Raw genomic sequence first — 19,371 nt, forward strand, 5'->3', positions numbered from 1 at the left:
CTCGCACTAAAGTGTAAATCCGATTTTAATCCCTCCCCATTTATAGGAACTCCCCGTCGTAATCTCTTTTGTACTTACAGACCGTGCATACTCAAAGTAGAGCGTTCTCGTTTTCAATACAATCCCATAATGAAATTGTCCTGTAACGCGAGTTACATCACTTGATGCAATCGTATATGGACTATCCCGATTTATCAAACCACCTTGTAACGTAGCATCATAACCCACAACACTAACCGTAGGTTGCGCGTATGCGTAGAGTTTAAATCCATTGCGATTTGTAATGGTCGAGAATCCATTATTTATAATACCCACAGTGCTATTCATTCCTATTGAGGCATTTGTAAAAAGGGTTCCGACTTTTACATTTGCACTCGCTTGAAGCGAAAATAAATCTCGATATCGCGCCAGCTGTTTCTCATAACCTACTTCATAATTGAGCACAACATCATTTTTAATCTGATTGCGCCACCCCGATGGAATCTTATTCCCCGTAGCCTTATGAATTCCAGTTTGCATCTCTTTGCCAAAGGCCGCTGGCCCCATCAGTCCGATACTAATTGAAGAGGTAAATCTGCTACGTTTTTCTGTGTCTGTTGCGACTATGAAACTTTTCAGGAATATGGCGACGGCAAATGGCCGGTCACCTTCCTGTATTTCTGGTAACTGGTAATCATCTGGCGTAAACCCGATGTGCTCTACGGCAAGGCCATAGCGCATTTCGGCGTTTTGTGGTTTATAAAAAAGATAGTTGGCTGGATTCGTTTTAAAGTACGGTGCGACAAGCTCAAAACTATAGCCTTGTGTATAGTTCTCATCACTGGCAGCAAAATAGTCGTTATCGTAATTAAACCTAAAGTAGTTGTTGCTTTTTATATCACGATAAGATATCAGGTTATCTATTTTTTGAGCAGTCATTAGCTGCTGCACAAGAAACAGTACAACACAAAGAGCAAGAGTTTTCCGCATAAAAAATATACGAGTATTTGTGGTACGCGGTTTTATGTTTACGCTTTCGCGAAAGCGTACCCATAACCATCCCCACTCCCTTTTCCAAAAAATGAGTCGTAAAAAACCTCGTTAAAGTCCGTGGATTATATTCCTGTCCTGAAAATAAGATCTACACCAACAAATGGGGCACTATCAAACTCAGAATTGAGTCTTGTGCGGTCGTCACCACTCACCTGGAATGTAAGAATCTGAGCACCTACTTTATCGCCTTGAGCATACGTTCCATAATCTGTAGTATCTAATCCTACACGACCTCTGACAATAAGTGTGTCATCCATAAAGCCATAAGCGGCAAACAAAGAAAATCGAATTGATTCTTCTTGAACATAAAAAGCTGAGTCTACTTCTGAAAGATTGTAGGATTTTATGGAGGTAAGAAGATTTGCACCTAGGCTAAGATTGTCTGTAAGAGAGTAATTTGCATCTGCACGAATAGGGAATACAGCATTTACATAAAATTTTCTATTCTTAGACTTATACCAGAGTCCTACTAAAGGAGTAATCGTCGTTCCAAAAAGCTCTGACGATGCATATCCTCCAAACTTGAGTCCATAACGGCTAGTATATTTTTTTTCCAATAATGCGAGACCACCCATTTGGAAATCATCACTACCTAAATCATCAAAATCTGATGCAATTTTAGGTAACAACACATAGGTTCCTGTCCAATTTTTTTTGTGACTGTATTTTACTCCAGCATTGAGTCTGGTCATAATCAGGTTTGTTCTGCTTGGCCCATGATCTAATCCTAGTCTTGTATTCTCATACGTAAATCCAGCAATGAGCACCGCTTTACTCGTAATGGGTACAGGAAAATTTGCCTCTAAAAGCGTGTTTCCTACTTCCGTTTCATTATCATTATCTATATTTCCGAGCGTTGCTCTACTATGAGATAGTTTAAGAAGATCAAGATAATCTTGAGCACTCACAGTATAACTCACAAAAGAAATGGCAAAAAATAAAATTAATGATTTCATAAAATTTTAATTATTTGGGAAACACATAGTATACTTCCTAGTTAAGATGATTTAGAATATTTAATGGAGGTCAAACTACAATTTCCCCAAGGAAGAAAGATAACATAAAAATAATCCTTTATCAAAACTTATTTAATTACAATCCAGAGATACAGTATCATCTGCATCTAGGGTCCAATTAAGATTTTGATTATTAATTTGTTCCTCACTCGCCTCAATACACGATAGCGGATTGTTAGTCACATCAAGTCGGAATAAGCTGGGATTATCCACGACAGAGATAGCATTAATTTCATTGTCACTCACTTCCAGAAGTTCGATTACTGGATTGTTTGTAATATTAATCGTGCTTAAATTATTATTACGTAGGCTCAATTTTTCTAATACTGCAAGATTAGATACGTCTATACTAGTTAAGTTATTCCCGTCTGCATACAAGAATTGAAGTTTAGTATTTTGTGAGACATTCAGAGAGGAGACATTATTATTCTGCAACCATAGATTGTAGAGATTTGGACAATTCTCTATTCCCGTGAGATCCTCGATACCGAGATCGTCTACCACAATTTGATCTACTAAAAGAAGTTGCTCCGTGATGACTGATCCGTCTACAACATCATCTGCATTTATGCTAACGAGATAGGCCTCAAAAACAGGATCTGGAATTGCAGTCCGATCGACTACGACCTCTTGCATTTCTTGTTCTGTAGACTCCATATTTTGAGAATCTTCATCTGTACTACAAGAGTAGAAACAAGCTAATAAAATTGTTATAAGAAAAATACTGGAGCGCATAAAAACTACTTTAGAAGTTAACGCTAACAAGATAGGAAATGTTTAATCTTTTTAATTAATTGATAAACAAAAGTTTAACTATTTCTTTTAAAACCTATCCCTTCAGAATTGCTTAACTTCGTAAAAACGGCACTTTAAAAAATTCGTTAGCCAAAATCTCAACTATGAAAACAATTTTAAAATTAATAGGAATTGTAATCCTTCTATTGCTCATGGCAGGAGCGATAGTGTTCTTCTTCTTCCCGCAAAAACTAATCGATTTTACGAATAGTGGCTACGCAACTGCTGCCCAGCTGGAACGGAAGGTTATAGATATAGATGGTTATACGGTACACTTTTATGAAAGCGAAGCACCTAATGAAAAAACTCCACTGGTTCTTTTTCACGGTATGGGAGATGATAAAAACAGCTTTTTACAAACGGCCGAAAAACTTTCTGAACATTATCACCTTATCCTGCCAGACTTAGCTGGTCACGGTGAAAATGAGCGCAAGCAAGGAATGGATTACTCCATAGACGGGCAAGCAACATTCCTACACAATCTCGTAAATGAATTAGGTATTGAGAATTTCAATCTTATAGGAAATTCGATGGGTGGACACACCGCCGCTGCTTATGCTATAAAATATCCTGATTACGTAAAAAACCTCGTGTTACTCAATGCGGCTGGAGTAAAACTAGATGACCACGTGGTGTATACTGGCTTTGGTAAGAATATAGAAAGTGAGGAAGAGTTTGACGCCGTGCTCGACCGTGTTTTTTATGAAAAACCTAGTTTACCAGGCCCCATAAAAAGTCTTATGATAGAGCAGATAAACAATAGCAAAGACTTTGTAGACCATACACTAGTACCTGCAATAAAAACCGGCAAATACTTTAATCTCAAAGACGAGGTATCAAACATTACTGCTCCAACGCTTGTACTATGGGGAAAGCACGACCAAGTTGTAGAAATGAACGTCGCCGAATACTATTCTGATAATATCGCTGTGTCAGAACTTAATCTTATAGAAAATGCAGCTCACTCTCCACAACTGGAAGTACCAGATATCGTGGCAGATGCCATACACGATTTTATATCAAAACCTAAAACCGCTATGATTAAATACACTAAAACCGCCCACGCAGCAAAGGTTCAATACTACCGTTGGTACACCTTTTATGAACGCGATTTTGAAAACGTACAGCGTCTAGAGCATCAATTGGAAATCCTAGATGAGGATATCATTATGAAGTCGGCGGCGGGAGAGATGCAAGGACGTGCAAATTATCCAGAACGGCTTAAAGTTTATAAGGGCTGGAAAAATGCTCACCATGTAAAAAATATAGATGTACAAAAATCAGATGATGGTCGTATAAATCTTGAGGCAGATATCATCTATCAAAACCTAAAGCCAGATGGTGGCAATGATAGCTACGCTTTACATTATAGCACCTTTTTAAAAGAGAGACCCGACGAGCAACTGCCTATTTTTTCAGAAATCAATATCAAGCCTACAGGAACAATTGAAAACCCAACTTTTGAAGATGCATATCCTACAAATAGAATGTTGTCATTAATGCATTTCTGGCTACTTAATATGGAGGAATTAGATGGTAATGTGGAACCGTTCATTGAAATACTTGAACCAGATTTCGAACTTAATTTCTCCTCGAGTGGAGCCCCAATTACAAGTATAGAAGCATTAGAAAAGTGGCTCAATGGCACACCTACTCAGTTAAAACAGAGCAACCACTTTCCAGAGAATTTTGCTGTTCAAGAGTTGGGCAATAATGAATATGAAGTAACAGTAGATTTTGTGTGGCGTGGCGTAACAAAAGAAAACAAAGGACTCAAGGCTACAACAACTCATAAATGGCTAGTAAAAGACAATCCAAATGATAGATTTGCAAAAATCAAAAACGTTAATGCTACTCAGAAAGTGGCACTAGGTCCTCTGTAAAATTCGTACGATAATTACAAGAATCGCTGTGTGAAGTATATCATGCAGCGATTTTTATTTTATCTAAAATAGAATCTCAGTTTTGTAAGCTTTCGCGAAAGCGTACGTCTATTCTTTCTAAAATCAAAACAACCAAAATGATTACAAAAAAACATCTATTACTAGTAGCCTTAGGATCAATAGTACTACTCGGATCCTGTGGAGAAACCACAAAGAAAGACACACCCGAAAGAACTGTAGTCGCAACAGGACAAACAGCTCCAGAATACAACAGCCAAGACCCAAAATCAATGCTAAATGCTGTTGCGTATGCACAGGGCGGGTGGAACGATTTATATGACAAAAAGGACGTACAATACACCTACAGTTATAAAATGGGCGACGGTAAAGAAGACATTTCAACCGAACGTTATATCTTTCATTCTGAAGCTTCTTACGGAAAATATTCTAAAAACGAAGTAAACGCAATGCCAGGTACCGAAGGTGAGGTAGTGCAATATTACGATGGTAAGAAAGCCGTAGCTATGGTGGATGGCAATGTAATAGAGGATCCCGCAGCAACTGGCGGTGCAGACTTTTTAAGACGAGCAAATCACTTTTGGTTTGTGATGCCGTATAAACTAAGTGACAAGGGAAACATCTTTAAATCTCTAGGTCAAGAGGGATACAATGGGGTTATGTATGACAAAGTAGAGGTAACGTATGACCCAGCTGTTACAGGGAAAGCGCAGAATGACACCTATATTTTATATATCAATCCAGACACAAAACTGATAGACCGTTTCTTTTTTTCGCTACCAGCGATGGGTATGAATGTACCTGCAATTGCGGCAAACTATTCTTACGAGGATATAGATGGGCAAATGATTGCTACAAAACGCGCTTACTTTATGCCTAACGCAACTGGAGGATATGACGAGGTACCTAGCATCGAGCAAACGCTGACTAATATAAAATTTAATAATGGGTTTACGCCAGAGAACATCACTAAATAACCCCTCCACGTACAAGTAAAAAAGGAAGCTGAAATAGCTTCCTTTTTTCGTTTTATAACTTAAAGTTTTTCATCTCCTGCAACGTCCTATAAAAATCTTCTTGTTTTGGTCTGTCCTTAGGAATATGGCGCAGTGGTTCAACTGCCTTCAACGTATCAAAACAATCTGTAGGGAGTTGCTGGTACAGTCTTGTACCTGCCGTTTTCCAATCAATCATTTCATCAGAGACCTTTTTTATGGCTTTGGCTGGATTTCCCACGATAAGCTGTCGTGCTTCAAAGATGCTTTCGGCTTTTACAAATGCCATTGCACCTACAATACACTCATCCCCAATCACGGCATCATCCATTATCACGCTATTCATTCCAATCAGGCAATTGCGTCCAAGGTTTGCTCCGTGTATCACAGCTCCGTGACCGATGTGTGCGCTTTCGCGAAAGCGGATACTCCTCCCTGGAAACATATGCACAGTACAATTCTCCTGAACATTTACCCCGTCTTCCAAAATAATCTCGCCCCAATCCCCACGTATGGCCGCACCGGGGCCGATGTAACAGTTTTTTCCAATAATCACGTTGCCTGTAACGGCTGCGAGTGGATGCACAAAACTGGATTCGTGTACTACGGGAATATGTCCTTTAAATGAATAAATCATAAATGGCACAATTTATATTCTTAACGTTTATTTTATCCGTGTTCTATGAATGAGAGGGCTAGGATAAGGAAGTTCTATTTAAAACGTTTTAATGTCTCCTTAGTAAATTCACTTAAAACCAATTTACCAGAAATTACGGCCCTTTCGGCAAGTAATTCATCCCAGTTCTCAGTTCCTGTCCACATAATTTTTTTCATCTCCCGCATTGCTTCGGGATTGTAGGTGCAAAGATTTTCGGCAAAGGCTTGTACTGCTTCATCTAATTCTTCTGTGCTTTCGTATACCTGCGCATACAGTCCTTTTGCTCGTGCCCACTCGGCATCATAAAAGGTGTTTGCATCAATGGCGATTTGAGACATTCCTGTTAATCCTAGTTTTCGCTCCACCGCAGGCCCCACTACAAAAGGACCAATCCCTATGTTGAGCTCGCTCAGTTTGATACTTGCAAACTTGCTAGCCATACAGTAATCTGTTGCGCTGGCAACGCCTACGCCTCCACCCACGGTCTTACCCTGCACGCGACCTATGATAAATTTAGGACACTTGCGCATTGCGTTAATCACGTTTGCAAATCCAGAGAAGAAAACCCTACCAGTTTCTGCATCATTAATGCTAATGAGTTCCTTAAAACTGGCTCCAGCACAAAAAGTGCGGTCTCCACCTGATTTGAGGATTATGACTTTGACGTCCTTATTCTCACCTGCCTCGGTAATGGTATTGGCAAGTTTTGCTAAAATATCCCCAGGCAAACTATTGTGCGCCGGGTGAAAGAATTCTATAGTAGATATTCCGTTTGCTATGTGTTGTTTTACGTGTGGTGGTGTCATATTTATCTCCCGCGCAGGCGGTATTTAATTTACTAAGTCAATGCGCACTTGTTGCGCATTCACTCAAATAAAGTCCCTAAAGTTAATTTATAAGTCTTTAAAACGCTCTTTATTGGTTATATAATTGGTGAAATCCCAATCTGCAGCAAGGTCTACCCAATATGGGTTCATAAGCTCGATAAGATTGATTTTCCATTCTCGTTTCCACTTTTTAATCGTTTTCTCACGGCGTATAGCATCCATTGGACTGCTGTGAACTTCAAACCACACTAATTGCTTGATATTGTATCTTCCAGTATGTGTTTCGTAAGTTGCATTTTTATGATCAAAAGTACGCTGCTTTATATTATTTGTCACACCAACATAGAACAACCTATTCTCAATATGAGCCATTATATAAGTGTACATTGTTTTCATAGACTAAACCCTTTAATATGGATTGTGCAATGATTGTTTGATTTTACAGTCCAAGTCGGGGGAAGCGGTCGCGCAACGAGTGCGCGACGACTTATATATCAAATCAGGTTAAACTGCTCAAAATGATGATTCAAATGCTTTCTAAAAAGTAGGTTCCATTCATATTTATCTAAATACCCAAAAGTTGGATTCTTTGTAGTTGCCTTGGGGTTCTTTTTAAAGTAATCTTCGGCGATGGACTTTGCTTCCCAAAATTTGAGTTTGGCCGTTTCTAAACTGTCGTGACGTAAATCCTCTACAGCTCCTTTTCTGAGTAGTGGCATTTGGAAATTTTTCGGCATTCTTTCATAATTCCAAAGCGTTGCAGCTACTTTCTCAAGATGCTTTTCAGGAGTATCGATTTCAAAGTCCTGAAACTGCCCAGCAGCTACGCGATAACTTCCTTCGAGATGTTCCACCATATGCTGCGGTGTCATTATTCCCCAGTTTGCTTTTGAATCTTCAGCTAATTTTGCGAAAGCAGACCGAATCGCATCATCCGTCATCTCGACAAACGTGGTTTGCTTTTTCTCGACCATTGTGAGAATAGTTGCTACCGCAACCAGAGCAGTTGCCTCTTCATCCGTTTTACCGTTTTCATAATCTACAGGCTCAGCGTCAAAAACTTCTACATACCACTTCACAATGCCACTAGGGTGCTCTCTACCGCTCACATCACGCTCTCTTTTTTCCTTACAGGTTAAGCGTACATAAATGGTGTCATTGTGATACAGAGGACGCAGGAAACGAATATCTTCAAGCCCATAATTTGCACTTACAGGTCCTTTGTTAGGATACACAAACAGCCCTGCCGCCGCCGAAATAATGAAATATCCGTGTGCCGTACGTTTCTTAAAAATACTGCCGTCCAGACTTGTAATATCTGTGTGCGCATAAAAATGATCCCACGTAAGGTTTGCAAAATTCTGGATATCAGTATCTGTAAGGGTGCGTTTGTGGGTTTTTAAGCTCATTCCCGGTTTGATATCCTCATAGTGGTAGGCAAACGGATGCTTTTCGGCTTCTGTGTAGGCGCCATTGGGTTGGTAAATCCCCGTAATAGTCGAAAGTGACGTAGGACTTCCCTGTACTGCACAACGCTGCATAAAATGTTTGATACCTCGCAGTCCGCCCATTTCTTCTCCCCCGCCTGCACGTCCAGGACCGCCGTGAACTAATAATGGTAATGGTGAACCGTGGCCGGTACTTTCTGGTGCACTTTCTCTGTTTAATGTTAAAATTCTTCCGTGATGGGACGCGGCTTCAATGGTGTACGCTTTCGCGAAAGCGTCATCTGCCGTAACCACACTACTCACTAGCGATCCTTTACCCATTTGAGCCAACTCAATCGCCTCGTCTATATTTTTATACGGCATCAGGGTACTCACAGGACCAAAGGCTTCCACCTCGTGCACTTGCGTATTTTTAAATGGATGATCCTCCCTGAGTAAAATAGGACTCATAAAAGCCCCTTTCCCTGCAGCATCTCCCATCGCTTCCACACTATCCAGCGTACCGTAAACGATTTGAGCGGTGGCGGTGAGTTTCTCTATTTGGCTTTTTAGAGTAACGCGCTGGTTATTATTAATAAGCGCGCCCATTCTTACTTCTCTCAGTTTTGGGTCGCCTATGACGGTACGTTCTAATTGCTTTCCAAGTGCAATTTGTACATCTTCCATTAAATTCTCTGGAACAATTGCACGACGTATCGCCGTACATTTCTGACCGCATTTTACGGTCATTTCTTTGCGTACTTCCTTGATAAATAAATCAAATTCTGGCGTTCCTGGGACTGCATCAGGTCCAAGCACAGAAGCATTTAAGCTATCTGATTCCATTGTAAACGGAACGCTCTCTTCTATTAATCTGGGGTGAATACGGAGTTTCTGACCTGTGTGCGCACTTCCCGTAAATGTAACGACATCTTGACTTTGGGTGGTGTCTAAAATGCTAGTCGTAAGTCCTGATAACAATTGTAATGCTCCCTCTGGAAGAATACCACTATTAATAATCTCTCTAACGACAACTTCTGTAAGAAATGCGGTTTGTGGTGCAGGCAAAACAACCGCAGGCATACCCGCCATCCAGTTTACAGCACACTTTTCTAACATTCCCCAAACCGGGAAATTAAAAGCATTAATGTGGACAGCCACTCCCTTTTTGGGTACTAGAATATGATGCGCCATAAAACGACCGCCTCGAGATAAATCTATGGGATCACCCTCAACTGCATAACTTTGGTCTGGGAACAACTTACGCAAACTCGCATTTGCAAACAGATTACCAAAACCTCCTTCTATATCTATCCAGCTATCAACTCTCGTTGCACCTGTTTTATAACTGACCTCATAAAACTGCTCCTTGCGTTTGTTGAGATAAAGCGCAAGCTTCTTAATCATATTTCCACGTTGCTGGAAAGTCATATCTCGCAACACCTTCCCGTTGTCGCGACCGTATTGCAAAGCTCCGGCGACATCCAGCCCTTCGGTGCTTGTAAGACCGATGATTTCGCCATTAATGGCGTCATACATATTGCGGGTATTCTTATCGTCACCAGCAATCCAGTTGCCGTTTATATAGGATTCTAGAATCATACTATCGTTGTTTTTGAGATCGAAATCGGAAAGTAAATCGATCAAAATTTTATTGATTTTATTCCGCTTTCGCGAAAGCTTATCCTTACATATTCACATTCTCAATCACCGCGGCGTACCCTTGCCCCACACCAATACACATCGTAACCAGTGCATATTTCTTCCCTTGTTCTTTCAACTCCAGCGCCGCCGAATATGCAATACGTGCGCCCGTTACACCTAGTGGATGCCCGATAGCAATACTTCCCCCGTTAGGATTGATTCTTGGGTCATCATCTTCAAGTCCCCATTCTCGGATACACGCCAATGCTTGTGATGCAAACGCTTCATTAAGCTCTATAACATCCATATCCTTCATCGTTAGCCCAGCTTTTTTCAGCGCTTTGTTTGAAGCTTGCACGGGACCTATTCCCATAATTCTAGGCTCTACACCCACTACTGCAGAAGATACGATTCTCGCTAGAGGTTTTAATCCATATTTTTTGACAGCTTCTTCACTAGCTATAATAGTCGCAACAGCGCCGTCATTTAACCCTGAACTATTCCCAGCAGTAACGCTTCCACCTTCTTTTTTGAAGGCCGGGCGGAGTTTTGCTAGAACCTCTTTGGAGCTATTTGGTTTTATAAACTCATCATCTTTAAAGATAATTGGGTCTTTCTTACGCTGAGGGATTTCTACCGGAACAATTTCTTTTGCAAGTCTGCCACTAGATTGAGCTTTAGCGGCTTTCATCTGGCTACGATAAGCAAATGCATCTTGATCTTCGCGAGAGATATTATACTTTTCGACAAGATTTTCAGCGGTATTACCCATTCCGTCAGTGCCGTATAATTCTTGCATTTTCGGATTGATAAAACGCCACCCAAAAGTAGAGTCGTACATCTTACTATCACCGCCAAAAGCGCTACTAGGCTTAGCAATTACATACGGCCCGCGGGTCATATTCTCCACACCTCCAGAAATAAATACTTCTCCATCGCCCGCTTTTATCGCACGATTTGCGTGAATCATTGCCGAAAGACCAGAACTACACAAACGATTCACAGTCTCTCCCGGTACTGTAAATGGTAAACCTGCGAGTAGCAAACTCATACGGGCTACATTACGGTTATCCTCACCAGCCTGATTTGCACAACCCATTATAACATCGTCATACGCTTCTTTTGGAATTTCGGGATTACGTTTTACAATTTCTCGTATAACGTGCGCTCCCAGATCGTCCGTACGCACGGCGCTCAGTGCTCCTTTATAATTTCCTATAGGCGTTCTTATGCCGTCTATGATGTATGCTTCCATAAATTGAAATTAAAATCGAAGCTGAAATCGAAATCCTGCTTTGATCTATTCTTTATCAGTTATTTATTCTTCCCAATCCTTGCTTGTTCTATATACAACACCTTTAAAAAGTGCTACTAATTCCTCTCCTCGCTTCACTTCAACGATATTAAAACCTACTTTAGTTTTTTGAAGGTTTACCGTAGCCTCGGCAGTAATGTAATCTCTTTCTTCTAATGCTTCGATGTGATTTATGCTCGTCTCGATGGAGACGGCATATTTTCCGTGCGTATTAGCGGTAAAGCCAAAAGCCGTATCTGCTAGCGAGTAACTTATCCCACCGTGAGCTTTCCCCATACTGTTGAGCATTTCATTTCTTATTGTCATACCGACTTTAACATAGCCTAACCGGGCTTCTATTATCTCTATTCCCAACCATTGACTATACAAGTCTTGGGAGAGCATCTTTTGAGGAATTAGGGATTTGGTATTAGGCATTAGCATTGTTTAGGTTGCTTGTTATCTGATTCGTTCTTTTATTTTCTTCCGTAATGATGACATCATTTTGGTCAATTCTGATACTAACATTCTATTCTCTTCATCTGTGTAAAAATCTATATAACCTCTTCTCCTAGCTTTTGTACTGCAACTCACACATTCATTTGCGCTATAAATTGCGTGATTAAGGTGCTTTACAAATTGAGCATCAGAGCCAGGATATCCTTCAGCAATATTAAGTGCTATGGAGTCTGACGCTCTTCTGAACTGTGAAGAAAGTGCATATAACTCGTGCTTTGGAAAATCCTTTACTAATGTGTCGATTATTTCTCCAAAGTCCATTGCCTTTTGATAAACTAGTAAATCTTCAAACTTAAAATGGTAATTACTTTTCATCGCATCAAATTACTAATACCTAATACCAAATCCCTAATGCTTCAAATGGGAATCGTTAATCAAAAAATCGTTTTCCTTCTTTACTCATCCTTCTCAACAATGGTGAACAACGATATCTATCTTCTCGGTATTCCTCATACAATCCATCCATTTGCTCAACACACCATCCGATGCCTTTTTCGTCGGCCCAGGCGAGTAATCCCTTGGGATAATTCACACCTTTGGTCATTGCATTGTCAATATCTTCGGCGCTGGCGATGTTCCAGAAAAGTGCGTCTGCGGCCTCATTAATAAGCATTACTAGGATACGGTCAAATATTAGATTACCTGTTTCTTCATTCTCTTTAGGGTTCGCTTTCGCGAAAGCGTTCTCAGCCTCCACATCTCCATAATTATAATATCCGCGTCCCGACTTTCGACCCAGATAACCTGCCTGACTGTAACGCTGTTGCGTAAAGCTAGGTTTGTACCTTGGGTCTTGATAAAAGGCGTTAAATACTGTTTCAGTCACAGTATAGTTTACATCATTCCCTATAAAATCCATCAGTTCAAAAGGTCCCATTCTGAATCCTCCGATAGATTTCATAGCCCAATCGATAGTCGCAAAATCTGCAATACCTTCTTCATAGATGCGTAACGCTTCTCCATAAAATGGGCGGGCCACTCGGTTTACTATGAAACCTGGAGTGTCTTTGGCAATTGCCACGACTTTCTTCCAACGTGTAATTTCTTTCGCGCAAGCGGTCAAAACATTTTGAGAAGTTTGCACTGCAGGTATAACCTCAACCAACTTCATCAAAGGTGCAGGGTTAAAAAAATGAATCCCTATGCAACGCTCTGGTTTCTGTAAAGAAGCCGCAACAGAAGCGATAGACAGGGAAGAAGTGTTAGAGGCGATAATGCAGTCCTCGCTCACATAGCTTTCTAATTCTTTAAAAACCTTTTGCTTAATCTCAAGATTTTCAACAATAGCTTCTATGCTCAAGTCCGAATCTGCAAGGTCCTTGAGTTGGTTTACGTAGGTGATATTACCTTGAATACGAGATTTCTCTCCTGCATCAATGCGCCCTTTCTCAATAAGCCGATTTAAAATTTTCTCGAGCGCAACTTTTGCTTTATCGAGAGCTTCCTGATTCAAGTCAAATAGTTTCACCTTGCAATCTGCCGTTGCCGCAACTTGTGCAATTCCCGAGCCCATTGTTCCTGCTCCGATTATTCCGACATTTTTTATCATTTACTATTGTTTGGCTAGGGGTTGAAAATTAGTTGTTTCTTCCGATCTACAAGAAGTCTGCTTTGGCGGGGACACCTCGCAAGTCTGGGTCATTATTTTCCTTTAAAATTAGGTTTACGTTTTTCTACAAATGCATTGACTCCCTCAGCAAAGTCTTTTGTTTCTGATGCCTCTATTTGGAGTTTTCCTTCTAAATTAAGTTGTTGTTCTAAGGTACTGCTCATTGATTCATTAAGAAGTCGTTTTGTAAGTCCTAACGCTTTTGTAGGCATTTGCGCTAGAGTATTTGCAACTGTTGCCACTTCGTTTTCGAAATCATCTATGGAAGTTACTCTATATATCATTCCCAACTTCTCCGCTTCGGTTGCCGTCACTTTATCGCCCAGCATCATTAGCGCACTTGCTTTCCCAAAACCAATCAGCCTAGGTAAAAAGAACGTTCCAGCACTGTCTGGAATCAAACCTATCTTACTAAATGCCTGTATAAAACTTACTTTCTCGTGAGCTATCACAATGTCACACGCCAGAGCAATATTTGCTCCCGCGCCAGCCGCAACCCCATTTACAGCTGCAATAATAGGCTTTTCTATCGCACGTATTTTTGTGATGATAGGGTTGTAATGTTCCTCTAATATTTTTTTGAATCCCGGATTGAGTTCAGGGTCTGTAACTTCTTTTAAATCCTGTCCAGCACAAAAAGCCTTACCGTTTCCAGTTAGAATGATAGCTCTTACATTTTCATCCTTCTCACAAACATCGAGTTGCGCTTGCAATAGCAAAGCCATCTCACGATTAAAGCTATTAAAAACTTCTGGGCGGTTTAGGGTTAGCGTGGCAACACCGTTATTTATTTCTTTTTGTATAGGTTGGGTCATAATTATGGCCGCGCAGGCGGGTTTCTTTTTATTGGATTTCGTTCTGTTTCATTTATAAAATTCCCGTCTTCGCGGGAATTACTTCAAGCATTTAAAATAGTCAAAAGGCTCTTCACAAGCATCACATTTAAATAATGCTTTACAGGCTGTGGAGCCAAACTGGCTTACTAAATGCGTTTCTGTCGAGCCACAATTAGTACATTTTACAATTTTCTTATTTCCCAATAATGCTTCTTTGTCTGCCTCGGAGGTTAAGGGGGCTGCAATTCCATAATCTTCCAGTGCTTTTCGGCCACGAGGAGTAATCCAGTCTGTGGTCCAAGCGGGTGATAGTATGAGCTGGATTTTTGCGGTTTTTCCCGCTTTAGCGAAAGCGGAAACAATATCATCCCCAATAACATCCATCGCCGGGCATCCAGAATACGTGGGAGTAATTTTTACCTTAACGATTCCATCAACCTCAATCGCCTCCCGAACAACACCCATATCCATAATAGAAAGTACAGGAATCTCAGGATCTGAAACCGAAGTTAAAATGGCTTCCAAGTGGGGTTCTATGTTCTGAGTTGTTAAAGTCATCATGTGCCGGTGATTTCGATACAATTTTATCTTTGTTGTTGCTTTAATAAAACCACTCCATCACCGTAGTCTGTTATTTTCAATTTCCCTTGAATATTAGGGGACTTACCATTCCATATTAGGATAGGTGCGTTGCATATATTGCATATCTGAAAGGATATATCCCATATGTTCCGAATGAATTCCCTGCTTGCCACCCTTATGCCAGTATTTACTTTCTGGGATGGCGAGTGTAGCTTCTTCAAGAACTTCAGTAATCATTTTATAATAGGACTTCTTGATCGCTAGAGTATCCACTCCTATTCCTTGAGCAATCATTTCTTTGTCAGCGTCAGTTTGATGGAAAAGTTCATCTGTGTACATCCATAAATCGTTTACCGCTTCCTGAATACGGTCGTGACTTTCTTGGGTTCCGTCACCCAATCTTTTTATCCAATCTGAAGAAAAACGCCAGTGATAACTTACCTCTTTAATAGACTTTTTTGCAATCGCGGCAAGTGTTTCATCTTTACTATTTTCTAATTCTTTGAGAAAAAGAAAGTGAAATGCGTCAAAAAAGAATTGACGTGCAATAGTGTACCCAAAATCTGTGTTGGGTTGTTCGACTAAAAGCACATTTCTGTATTCACGTTCTATTCTTAAGAACGCAAGACTATCCTCTGTCACTTTATCATCGGCTATAATCTGTGCCGCATACTGAAAATAACTGCGCACTTGTCCAAATAAATCGAGTGAGATATTAGTCAGGGCAATATCCGTTTCCAGACTAGGTCCGTGACCGCATAATTCTCCTAAGCGCTGACCCAAGATTAAGGAATTATCTGCAATACCTAATAAGTATTTATGTAAGTCCTCTAGCTGTCCTGTGGACATGTTCCCTGAAGGGAGGGCATCATTTGCTAATGTATTATTTGTCATAATCTGATTATTATTACTTCTTCTCCAAAGAAAACTCAGATGAAGGATCTACATATGCTTCACCTCATCCGGTAAGTCATAAAATGTGGGATGACGGTACACTTTATCTGCAGCGGGCTCAAACATTTCTCCATTGTTCTCAGGATTGCTTGCAAGGATATTACTACTCTCCACCACCCAGATACTTACACCCTCACTGCGACGCGTATAGACGTCACGAGCATTGGACATTGCCATCTCGGCATCTGCCGCGTGCAGACTTCCACAGTGTCTATGCTCTAATCCATTCTTGCTCCTTACGAAGACTTCCCAAAGGGGCCAGTTCTTTTTGCTCATACTAAATGCCCGCGACGGCGGGTATCTTATTAATGTTAAAGAGGTTTTGTTAATTCAAAGCCCTCTCTGCCCTTCGGGCATCTCTCCCAGAGGGAGAGAATTACTAGGCTGTTTTACGCTTTTTAGCTCTAGCCTCTTTCTTATCTGCATACGCCATTGCTGCATCTCGCACCCACGCACCACGTTCCCAAGCGCCTACTCTATCTTTCATACGCTTTTTATTACACGGTCCGTGACCTTTTACAACTTGCCAGAATTCTTCCCAATCGATTTCACCAAAATCATAATGCCCCGTCTCTTCATTAAATTTCAAATCTGGGTCCGGAATTGTTAATCCCAGTAAATCTGCTTGCGGTACGGTCTGGTCTATGAATTGCTGGCGTAACTCATCATTAGATTTACGCTTCAATTTCCATTTCATAGATTGTTCAGTATGCACAGACTCTGCATCTGTAGGGCCTAGCATCATTAGGGAAGGCCACCACCATCTATTAAGTGCATCTTGCGCCATATCTTTTTGCTCTTGTGTTCCCTGAGAAAGCTTGAGCATAATCTCAAAACCTTGTCGCTGGTGAAAACTCTCTTCTTTACAAACTCTTATCATTGCACGAGCATACGGTCCATAAGAGGTACTACATAATGGCACTTGATTAATAATTGCAGCACCATCTACAAGCCAACCAATAGCTCCCATATCTGCCCACGTGACAGTGGGATAATTAAATATGGAGGAGTATTTAGCTTTTCCGGAATGCAATTGATCATATAATTCCTCACGAGAAATACCCAGCGTTTCACACGCAGAATATAAATATAAACCGTGACCAGCTTCATCCTGCACTTTAGCAAGTAAAGCGACTTTGCGACGTAGCGACGGTGCTCTGGAAATCCAGTTTCCTTCTGGCAACATCCCCACAATTTCAGAATGCGCGTGCTGGCTCATCTGGCGGATGTGTGTCTTGCGATACTTCTCCGGCATCCAGTCTTTAGGTTCAATTTTTTCGTCGCGCGCTATGCGGGCTTCAAAAATTTCTTCAAGATTTTTTACTTCTTTATCACTCATAACAATTGTATTTTTATAATGCTTTCGCGAAAACTCTCTAGCCTATGGGCATTTTCCCCTTAAGAAAGAAGTTAAGTTTTTCTCAAAACCAATAATTATACATCAAAATTTACTCTAACATTCTCTGAAGTTGGAACGGCCTGACAACTCAATACTAAATTTTGAGCCACTTCCTTCTCTTCCAGAGCATAATTCACTTTCATCTCAACACTACCGCCCTCAACTTTACATTTGCAAGTTGAGCATACACCGCCTTTGCAGGCAAATGGCAAATCTGCTCCCGCACCTAAAGCAGCATCAAGAATATTATCATACTCTTCTGTCATAGTGAAGTGAAATTCTTTTCCACCATCTACTATAACAACCTCTATACCCTCCACTTTGCGTTGCGACAAGCGTTCTGCCCTTGCTTTATCTTCGGCAGTGAGACCTGTAATAAACAATTCAAAATGAACAAGTTCTTTAGGCAACCCTTTTTTTACCAAAAAGTCACTCACATAATGCACCATTTCCTCTGGACCGCAAAGAAAAACCTCGCTTGTATCTGGCACATCGATAAATGTTTTGGTCAAGATTTCCATTTTCTCATCGTCAAAACGACCATTGAACAATTCAATATCGCGTTTTTCTTTTGTCAAGAAATAAAAGATCTCTAACCTTCCAAAGTACTGATTACGAAGTTGCTCTAGCTCTTCCTTAAAGATAATAGATTTTGCCGTTCTATTTGCATAGAACAACTTGCAAGTAGACTCAGGTTCAGCCGCGAGATGTGTTTTTATCATTGACAACACAGGGGTGATGCCACTGCCAGCTGCAAAGAACAGATAGTTCTTACCTTTTGCTGCTTCCACTGGAATACCAAATTTCCCGCTGGGTGCCATTACATCAAGCACATCTCCAGCTTGTAGCTTCTCATTTACATAGGTAGAAAATACGCCTCCAGGAATTTGCTTTACTGCAACTTTCCACTCACCATCTAAGGGGCTTGAACACAAGCTGTACGATCTGCGCACATCCTCATCATTAATCACCGCCTTAAGTGTTAAATGTTGTCCAGAAGTAAATGCAAAATCTGACTGAAGATTCTCTGGAATGTCAAAAGTCACAACAGAGCAATCTGAAGTTTCTTTGTAAATCTCCTTAACGGTTACCGAATGAAAAAGTGCCATAGCTATTATAAATACTACGTAAAACTAACGATTGTTAGTTAATTATGCAAGTGAATATTGTTAAAAGCTTATTGCACAACTCCTTGAAGCAAAATCTCACTTAAATCGTCTATGAGTTTCTCTTTTTGAAGGTCGGCTTTTCTGGGAATCCAGAGGTAGAGGTTTCGCAAGGTACTGAGCACTGAAAACAGCAGGATCTCATGACTTACATTTTTAAGCTGTCCAGATTGTTGCCCATTGAGCACAATCTCGCGAAAGCGTTTTTCATACTGATTACGCAATTTCAGGTAATATTCCAGTCGGTCTTCCAGATGCATCCAGTCATTATTAAGCGCTGCCATTCCGTATGGATTATCTGCTGTCAGGGTTATGTGCTGTGCGACTACAGCTTTTAATTTGGCTTGTGCATTTGTTTCTTGAGCTACAATTTCCTCTATACCCTCGGTAAAATCTTCGGCAATAGCAAAGATGATTTCGGACAGAATTTGTTGCTTGGAATTTATGTGATTATACAGACTGGCAGCCTTTATCCCAACAGCATCTGCAAGATCACGCATTGTCACGGCGCTATATCCTTTTTGTTTAAAAAGTAATGCTGCAGTTTGTAGTATTTCTGCTTTTCGGTCTTTAGTTTGCTTCATTTGACACTCATCATTTGGGGTGTTTATTGGGAGGTTACGCTACTTCGACTGCGCTCAGCATAAATTTCGCGAAACGCTAAAGACGTCCTCTTCGAAAAGCGCACTCAAGCCCATAATCTTCTACAAGATAGTA

20 protein-coding genes are annotated in these 19,371 nt (G+C 40.6%); 2 read left to right on the plus strand and 18 right to left on the minus strand.

What is annotated here, in order from left to right:
- Window positions 1-6 precede the first annotated feature (6 nt).
- The 3 genes from EAX61_RS04665 to EAX61_RS04675 all read right to left on the minus strand — a co-directional run bounded on the left by EAX61_RS04665 (window position 7) and on the right by EAX61_RS04675 (window position 2,783).
- The gene (locus tag EAX61_RS04665; RefSeq protein WP_121916506.1) at window positions 7-969 is read right to left on the minus strand and encodes a lipid A deacylase LpxR family protein; all 963 of its coding nucleotides are present in this window, start codon (window positions 967-969) and stop codon (window positions 7-9) included.
- 125 nt (window positions 970-1,094) lie between these two features.
- The gene (locus tag EAX61_RS04670) at window positions 1,095-1,988 is read right to left on the minus strand and encodes a DUF6268 family outer membrane beta-barrel protein (RefSeq protein ID WP_121916507.1); all 894 of its coding nucleotides are present in this window, start codon (window positions 1,986-1,988) and stop codon (window positions 1,095-1,097) included.
- 132 nt (window positions 1,989-2,120) lie between these two features.
- Window positions 2,121-2,783, minus strand: a complete 663-nt coding sequence (locus EAX61_RS04675; protein ID WP_121916508.1) for a leucine-rich repeat domain-containing protein — start codon at window positions 2,781-2,783, stop codon at window positions 2,121-2,123.
- A gap of 164 nt (window positions 2,784-2,947) precedes the next feature.
- Between EAX61_RS04675 and EAX61_RS04680 the strand changes: the two genes are divergently transcribed.
- Window positions 2,948-4,726, plus strand: coding sequence for an alpha/beta fold hydrolase (locus tag EAX61_RS04680; RefSeq protein ID WP_121916509.1), 1,779 nt, complete (start codon window positions 2,948-2,950; stop codon window positions 4,724-4,726).
- A gap of 137 nt (window positions 4,727-4,863) precedes the next feature.
- Window positions 4,864-5,721: a DUF6503 family protein gene (locus EAX61_RS04685; RefSeq protein ID WP_121916510.1), complete on the plus strand. Its 858-nt coding sequence runs from the start codon at window positions 4,864-4,866 to the stop codon at window positions 5,719-5,721.
- Between the two features lie 52 nt (window positions 5,722-5,773).
- Here EAX61_RS04685 and EAX61_RS04690 read toward each other — a convergent pair whose 3' ends face one another.
- The 15 genes from EAX61_RS04690 to EAX61_RS04760 all read right to left on the minus strand — a co-directional run bounded on the left by EAX61_RS04690 (window position 5,774) and on the right by EAX61_RS04760 (window position 19,238).
- Window positions 5,774-6,376, minus strand: a complete 603-nt coding sequence (locus EAX61_RS04690; RefSeq protein WP_121916511.1) for an acyltransferase — start codon at window positions 6,374-6,376, stop codon at window positions 5,774-5,776.
- Window positions 6,377-6,450: 74 nt separating this feature from the next.
- Complete coding sequence (locus EAX61_RS04695) at window positions 6,451-7,203, minus strand: enoyl-CoA hydratase/isomerase family protein (protein ID WP_121916512.1); 753 nt, start codon at window positions 7,201-7,203, stop codon at window positions 6,451-6,453.
- An 87-nt stretch (window positions 7,204-7,290) separates the two neighbouring features.
- Window positions 7,291-7,611: a GIY-YIG nuclease family protein gene (locus EAX61_RS04700; protein WP_236641985.1), complete on the minus strand. Its 321-nt coding sequence runs from the start codon at window positions 7,609-7,611 to the stop codon at window positions 7,291-7,293.
- 107 nt (window positions 7,612-7,718) lie between these two features.
- A complete protein-coding gene (gene paaZ / locus EAX61_RS04705) occupies window positions 7,719-10,253 on the minus strand; it encodes a phenylacetic acid degradation bifunctional protein PaaZ (RefSeq protein WP_121916514.1) in 2,535 nt (844 codons plus the stop codon).
- A gap of 85 nt (window positions 10,254-10,338) precedes the next feature.
- On the minus strand, window positions 10,339-11,550 hold the full coding sequence (gene pcaF / locus EAX61_RS04710; RefSeq protein ID WP_121916515.1) for a 3-oxoadipyl-CoA thiolase: 1,212 nt from the start codon (window positions 11,548-11,550) through the stop codon (window positions 10,339-10,341).
- A gap of 63 nt (window positions 11,551-11,613) precedes the next feature.
- Window positions 11,614-12,027: a PaaI family thioesterase gene (locus EAX61_RS04715; RefSeq protein ID WP_121916516.1), complete on the minus strand. Its 414-nt coding sequence runs from the start codon at window positions 12,025-12,027 to the stop codon at window positions 11,614-11,616.
- 21 nt (window positions 12,028-12,048) lie between these two features.
- A complete protein-coding gene (locus EAX61_RS04720; protein WP_121916517.1) occupies window positions 12,049-12,423 on the minus strand; it encodes a four helix bundle protein in 375 nt (124 codons plus the stop codon).
- Between the two features lie 55 nt (window positions 12,424-12,478).
- Window positions 12,479-13,657 carry a 3-hydroxyacyl-CoA dehydrogenase NAD-binding domain-containing protein gene (locus EAX61_RS04725; RefSeq protein ID WP_121916518.1) on the minus strand — a complete coding sequence of 393 codons (1,179 nt, stop codon included), beginning with the start codon at window positions 13,655-13,657 and terminating at the stop codon, window positions 12,479-12,481.
- Window positions 13,658-13,749: 92 nt separating this feature from the next.
- Entirely contained in the window at window positions 13,750-14,532 is a 783-nt protein-coding gene (locus EAX61_RS04730; protein ID WP_121916519.1) for an enoyl-CoA hydratase-related protein, read from the minus strand.
- Between the two features lie 78 nt (window positions 14,533-14,610).
- Window positions 14,611-15,111: a 1,2-phenylacetyl-CoA epoxidase subunit PaaD gene (gene paaD, locus EAX61_RS04735; RefSeq protein ID WP_121916599.1), complete on the minus strand. Its 501-nt coding sequence runs from the start codon at window positions 15,109-15,111 to the stop codon at window positions 14,611-14,613.
- A gap of 105 nt (window positions 15,112-15,216) precedes the next feature.
- Window positions 15,217-15,984 (minus strand): 1,2-phenylacetyl-CoA epoxidase subunit PaaC, encoded by a 768-nt coding sequence (paaC, locus tag EAX61_RS04740; protein ID WP_121916600.1) that lies wholly within the window; start codon window positions 15,982-15,984, stop codon window positions 15,217-15,219.
- 93 nt (window positions 15,985-16,077) lie between these two features.
- A complete protein-coding gene (gene paaB / locus EAX61_RS04745; RefSeq protein WP_121916520.1) occupies window positions 16,078-16,365 on the minus strand; it encodes a 1,2-phenylacetyl-CoA epoxidase subunit PaaB in 288 nt (95 codons plus the stop codon).
- 103 nt (window positions 16,366-16,468) lie between these two features.
- The gene (gene paaA, locus EAX61_RS04750) at window positions 16,469-17,428 is read right to left on the minus strand and encodes a 1,2-phenylacetyl-CoA epoxidase subunit PaaA (protein ID WP_121916521.1); all 960 of its coding nucleotides are present in this window, start codon (window positions 17,426-17,428) and stop codon (window positions 16,469-16,471) included.
- 95 nt (window positions 17,429-17,523) lie between these two features.
- Window positions 17,524-18,597: a 2Fe-2S iron-sulfur cluster-binding protein gene (locus EAX61_RS04755; RefSeq protein ID WP_121916522.1), complete on the minus strand. Its 1,074-nt coding sequence runs from the start codon at window positions 18,595-18,597 to the stop codon at window positions 17,524-17,526.
- 68 nt (window positions 18,598-18,665) lie between these two features.
- Window positions 18,666-19,238 (minus strand): TetR/AcrR family transcriptional regulator, encoded by a 573-nt coding sequence (locus EAX61_RS04760; RefSeq protein ID WP_121916523.1) that lies wholly within the window; start codon window positions 19,236-19,238, stop codon window positions 18,666-18,668.
- Window positions 19,239-19,371 lie beyond the last annotated feature (133 nt).

The organism is Dokdonia sinensis (assembly GCF_003688895.1).
Taxonomy (GTDB): Bacteria; Bacteroidota; Bacteroidia; order Flavobacteriales; family Flavobacteriaceae; genus Dokdonia; species Dokdonia sinensis.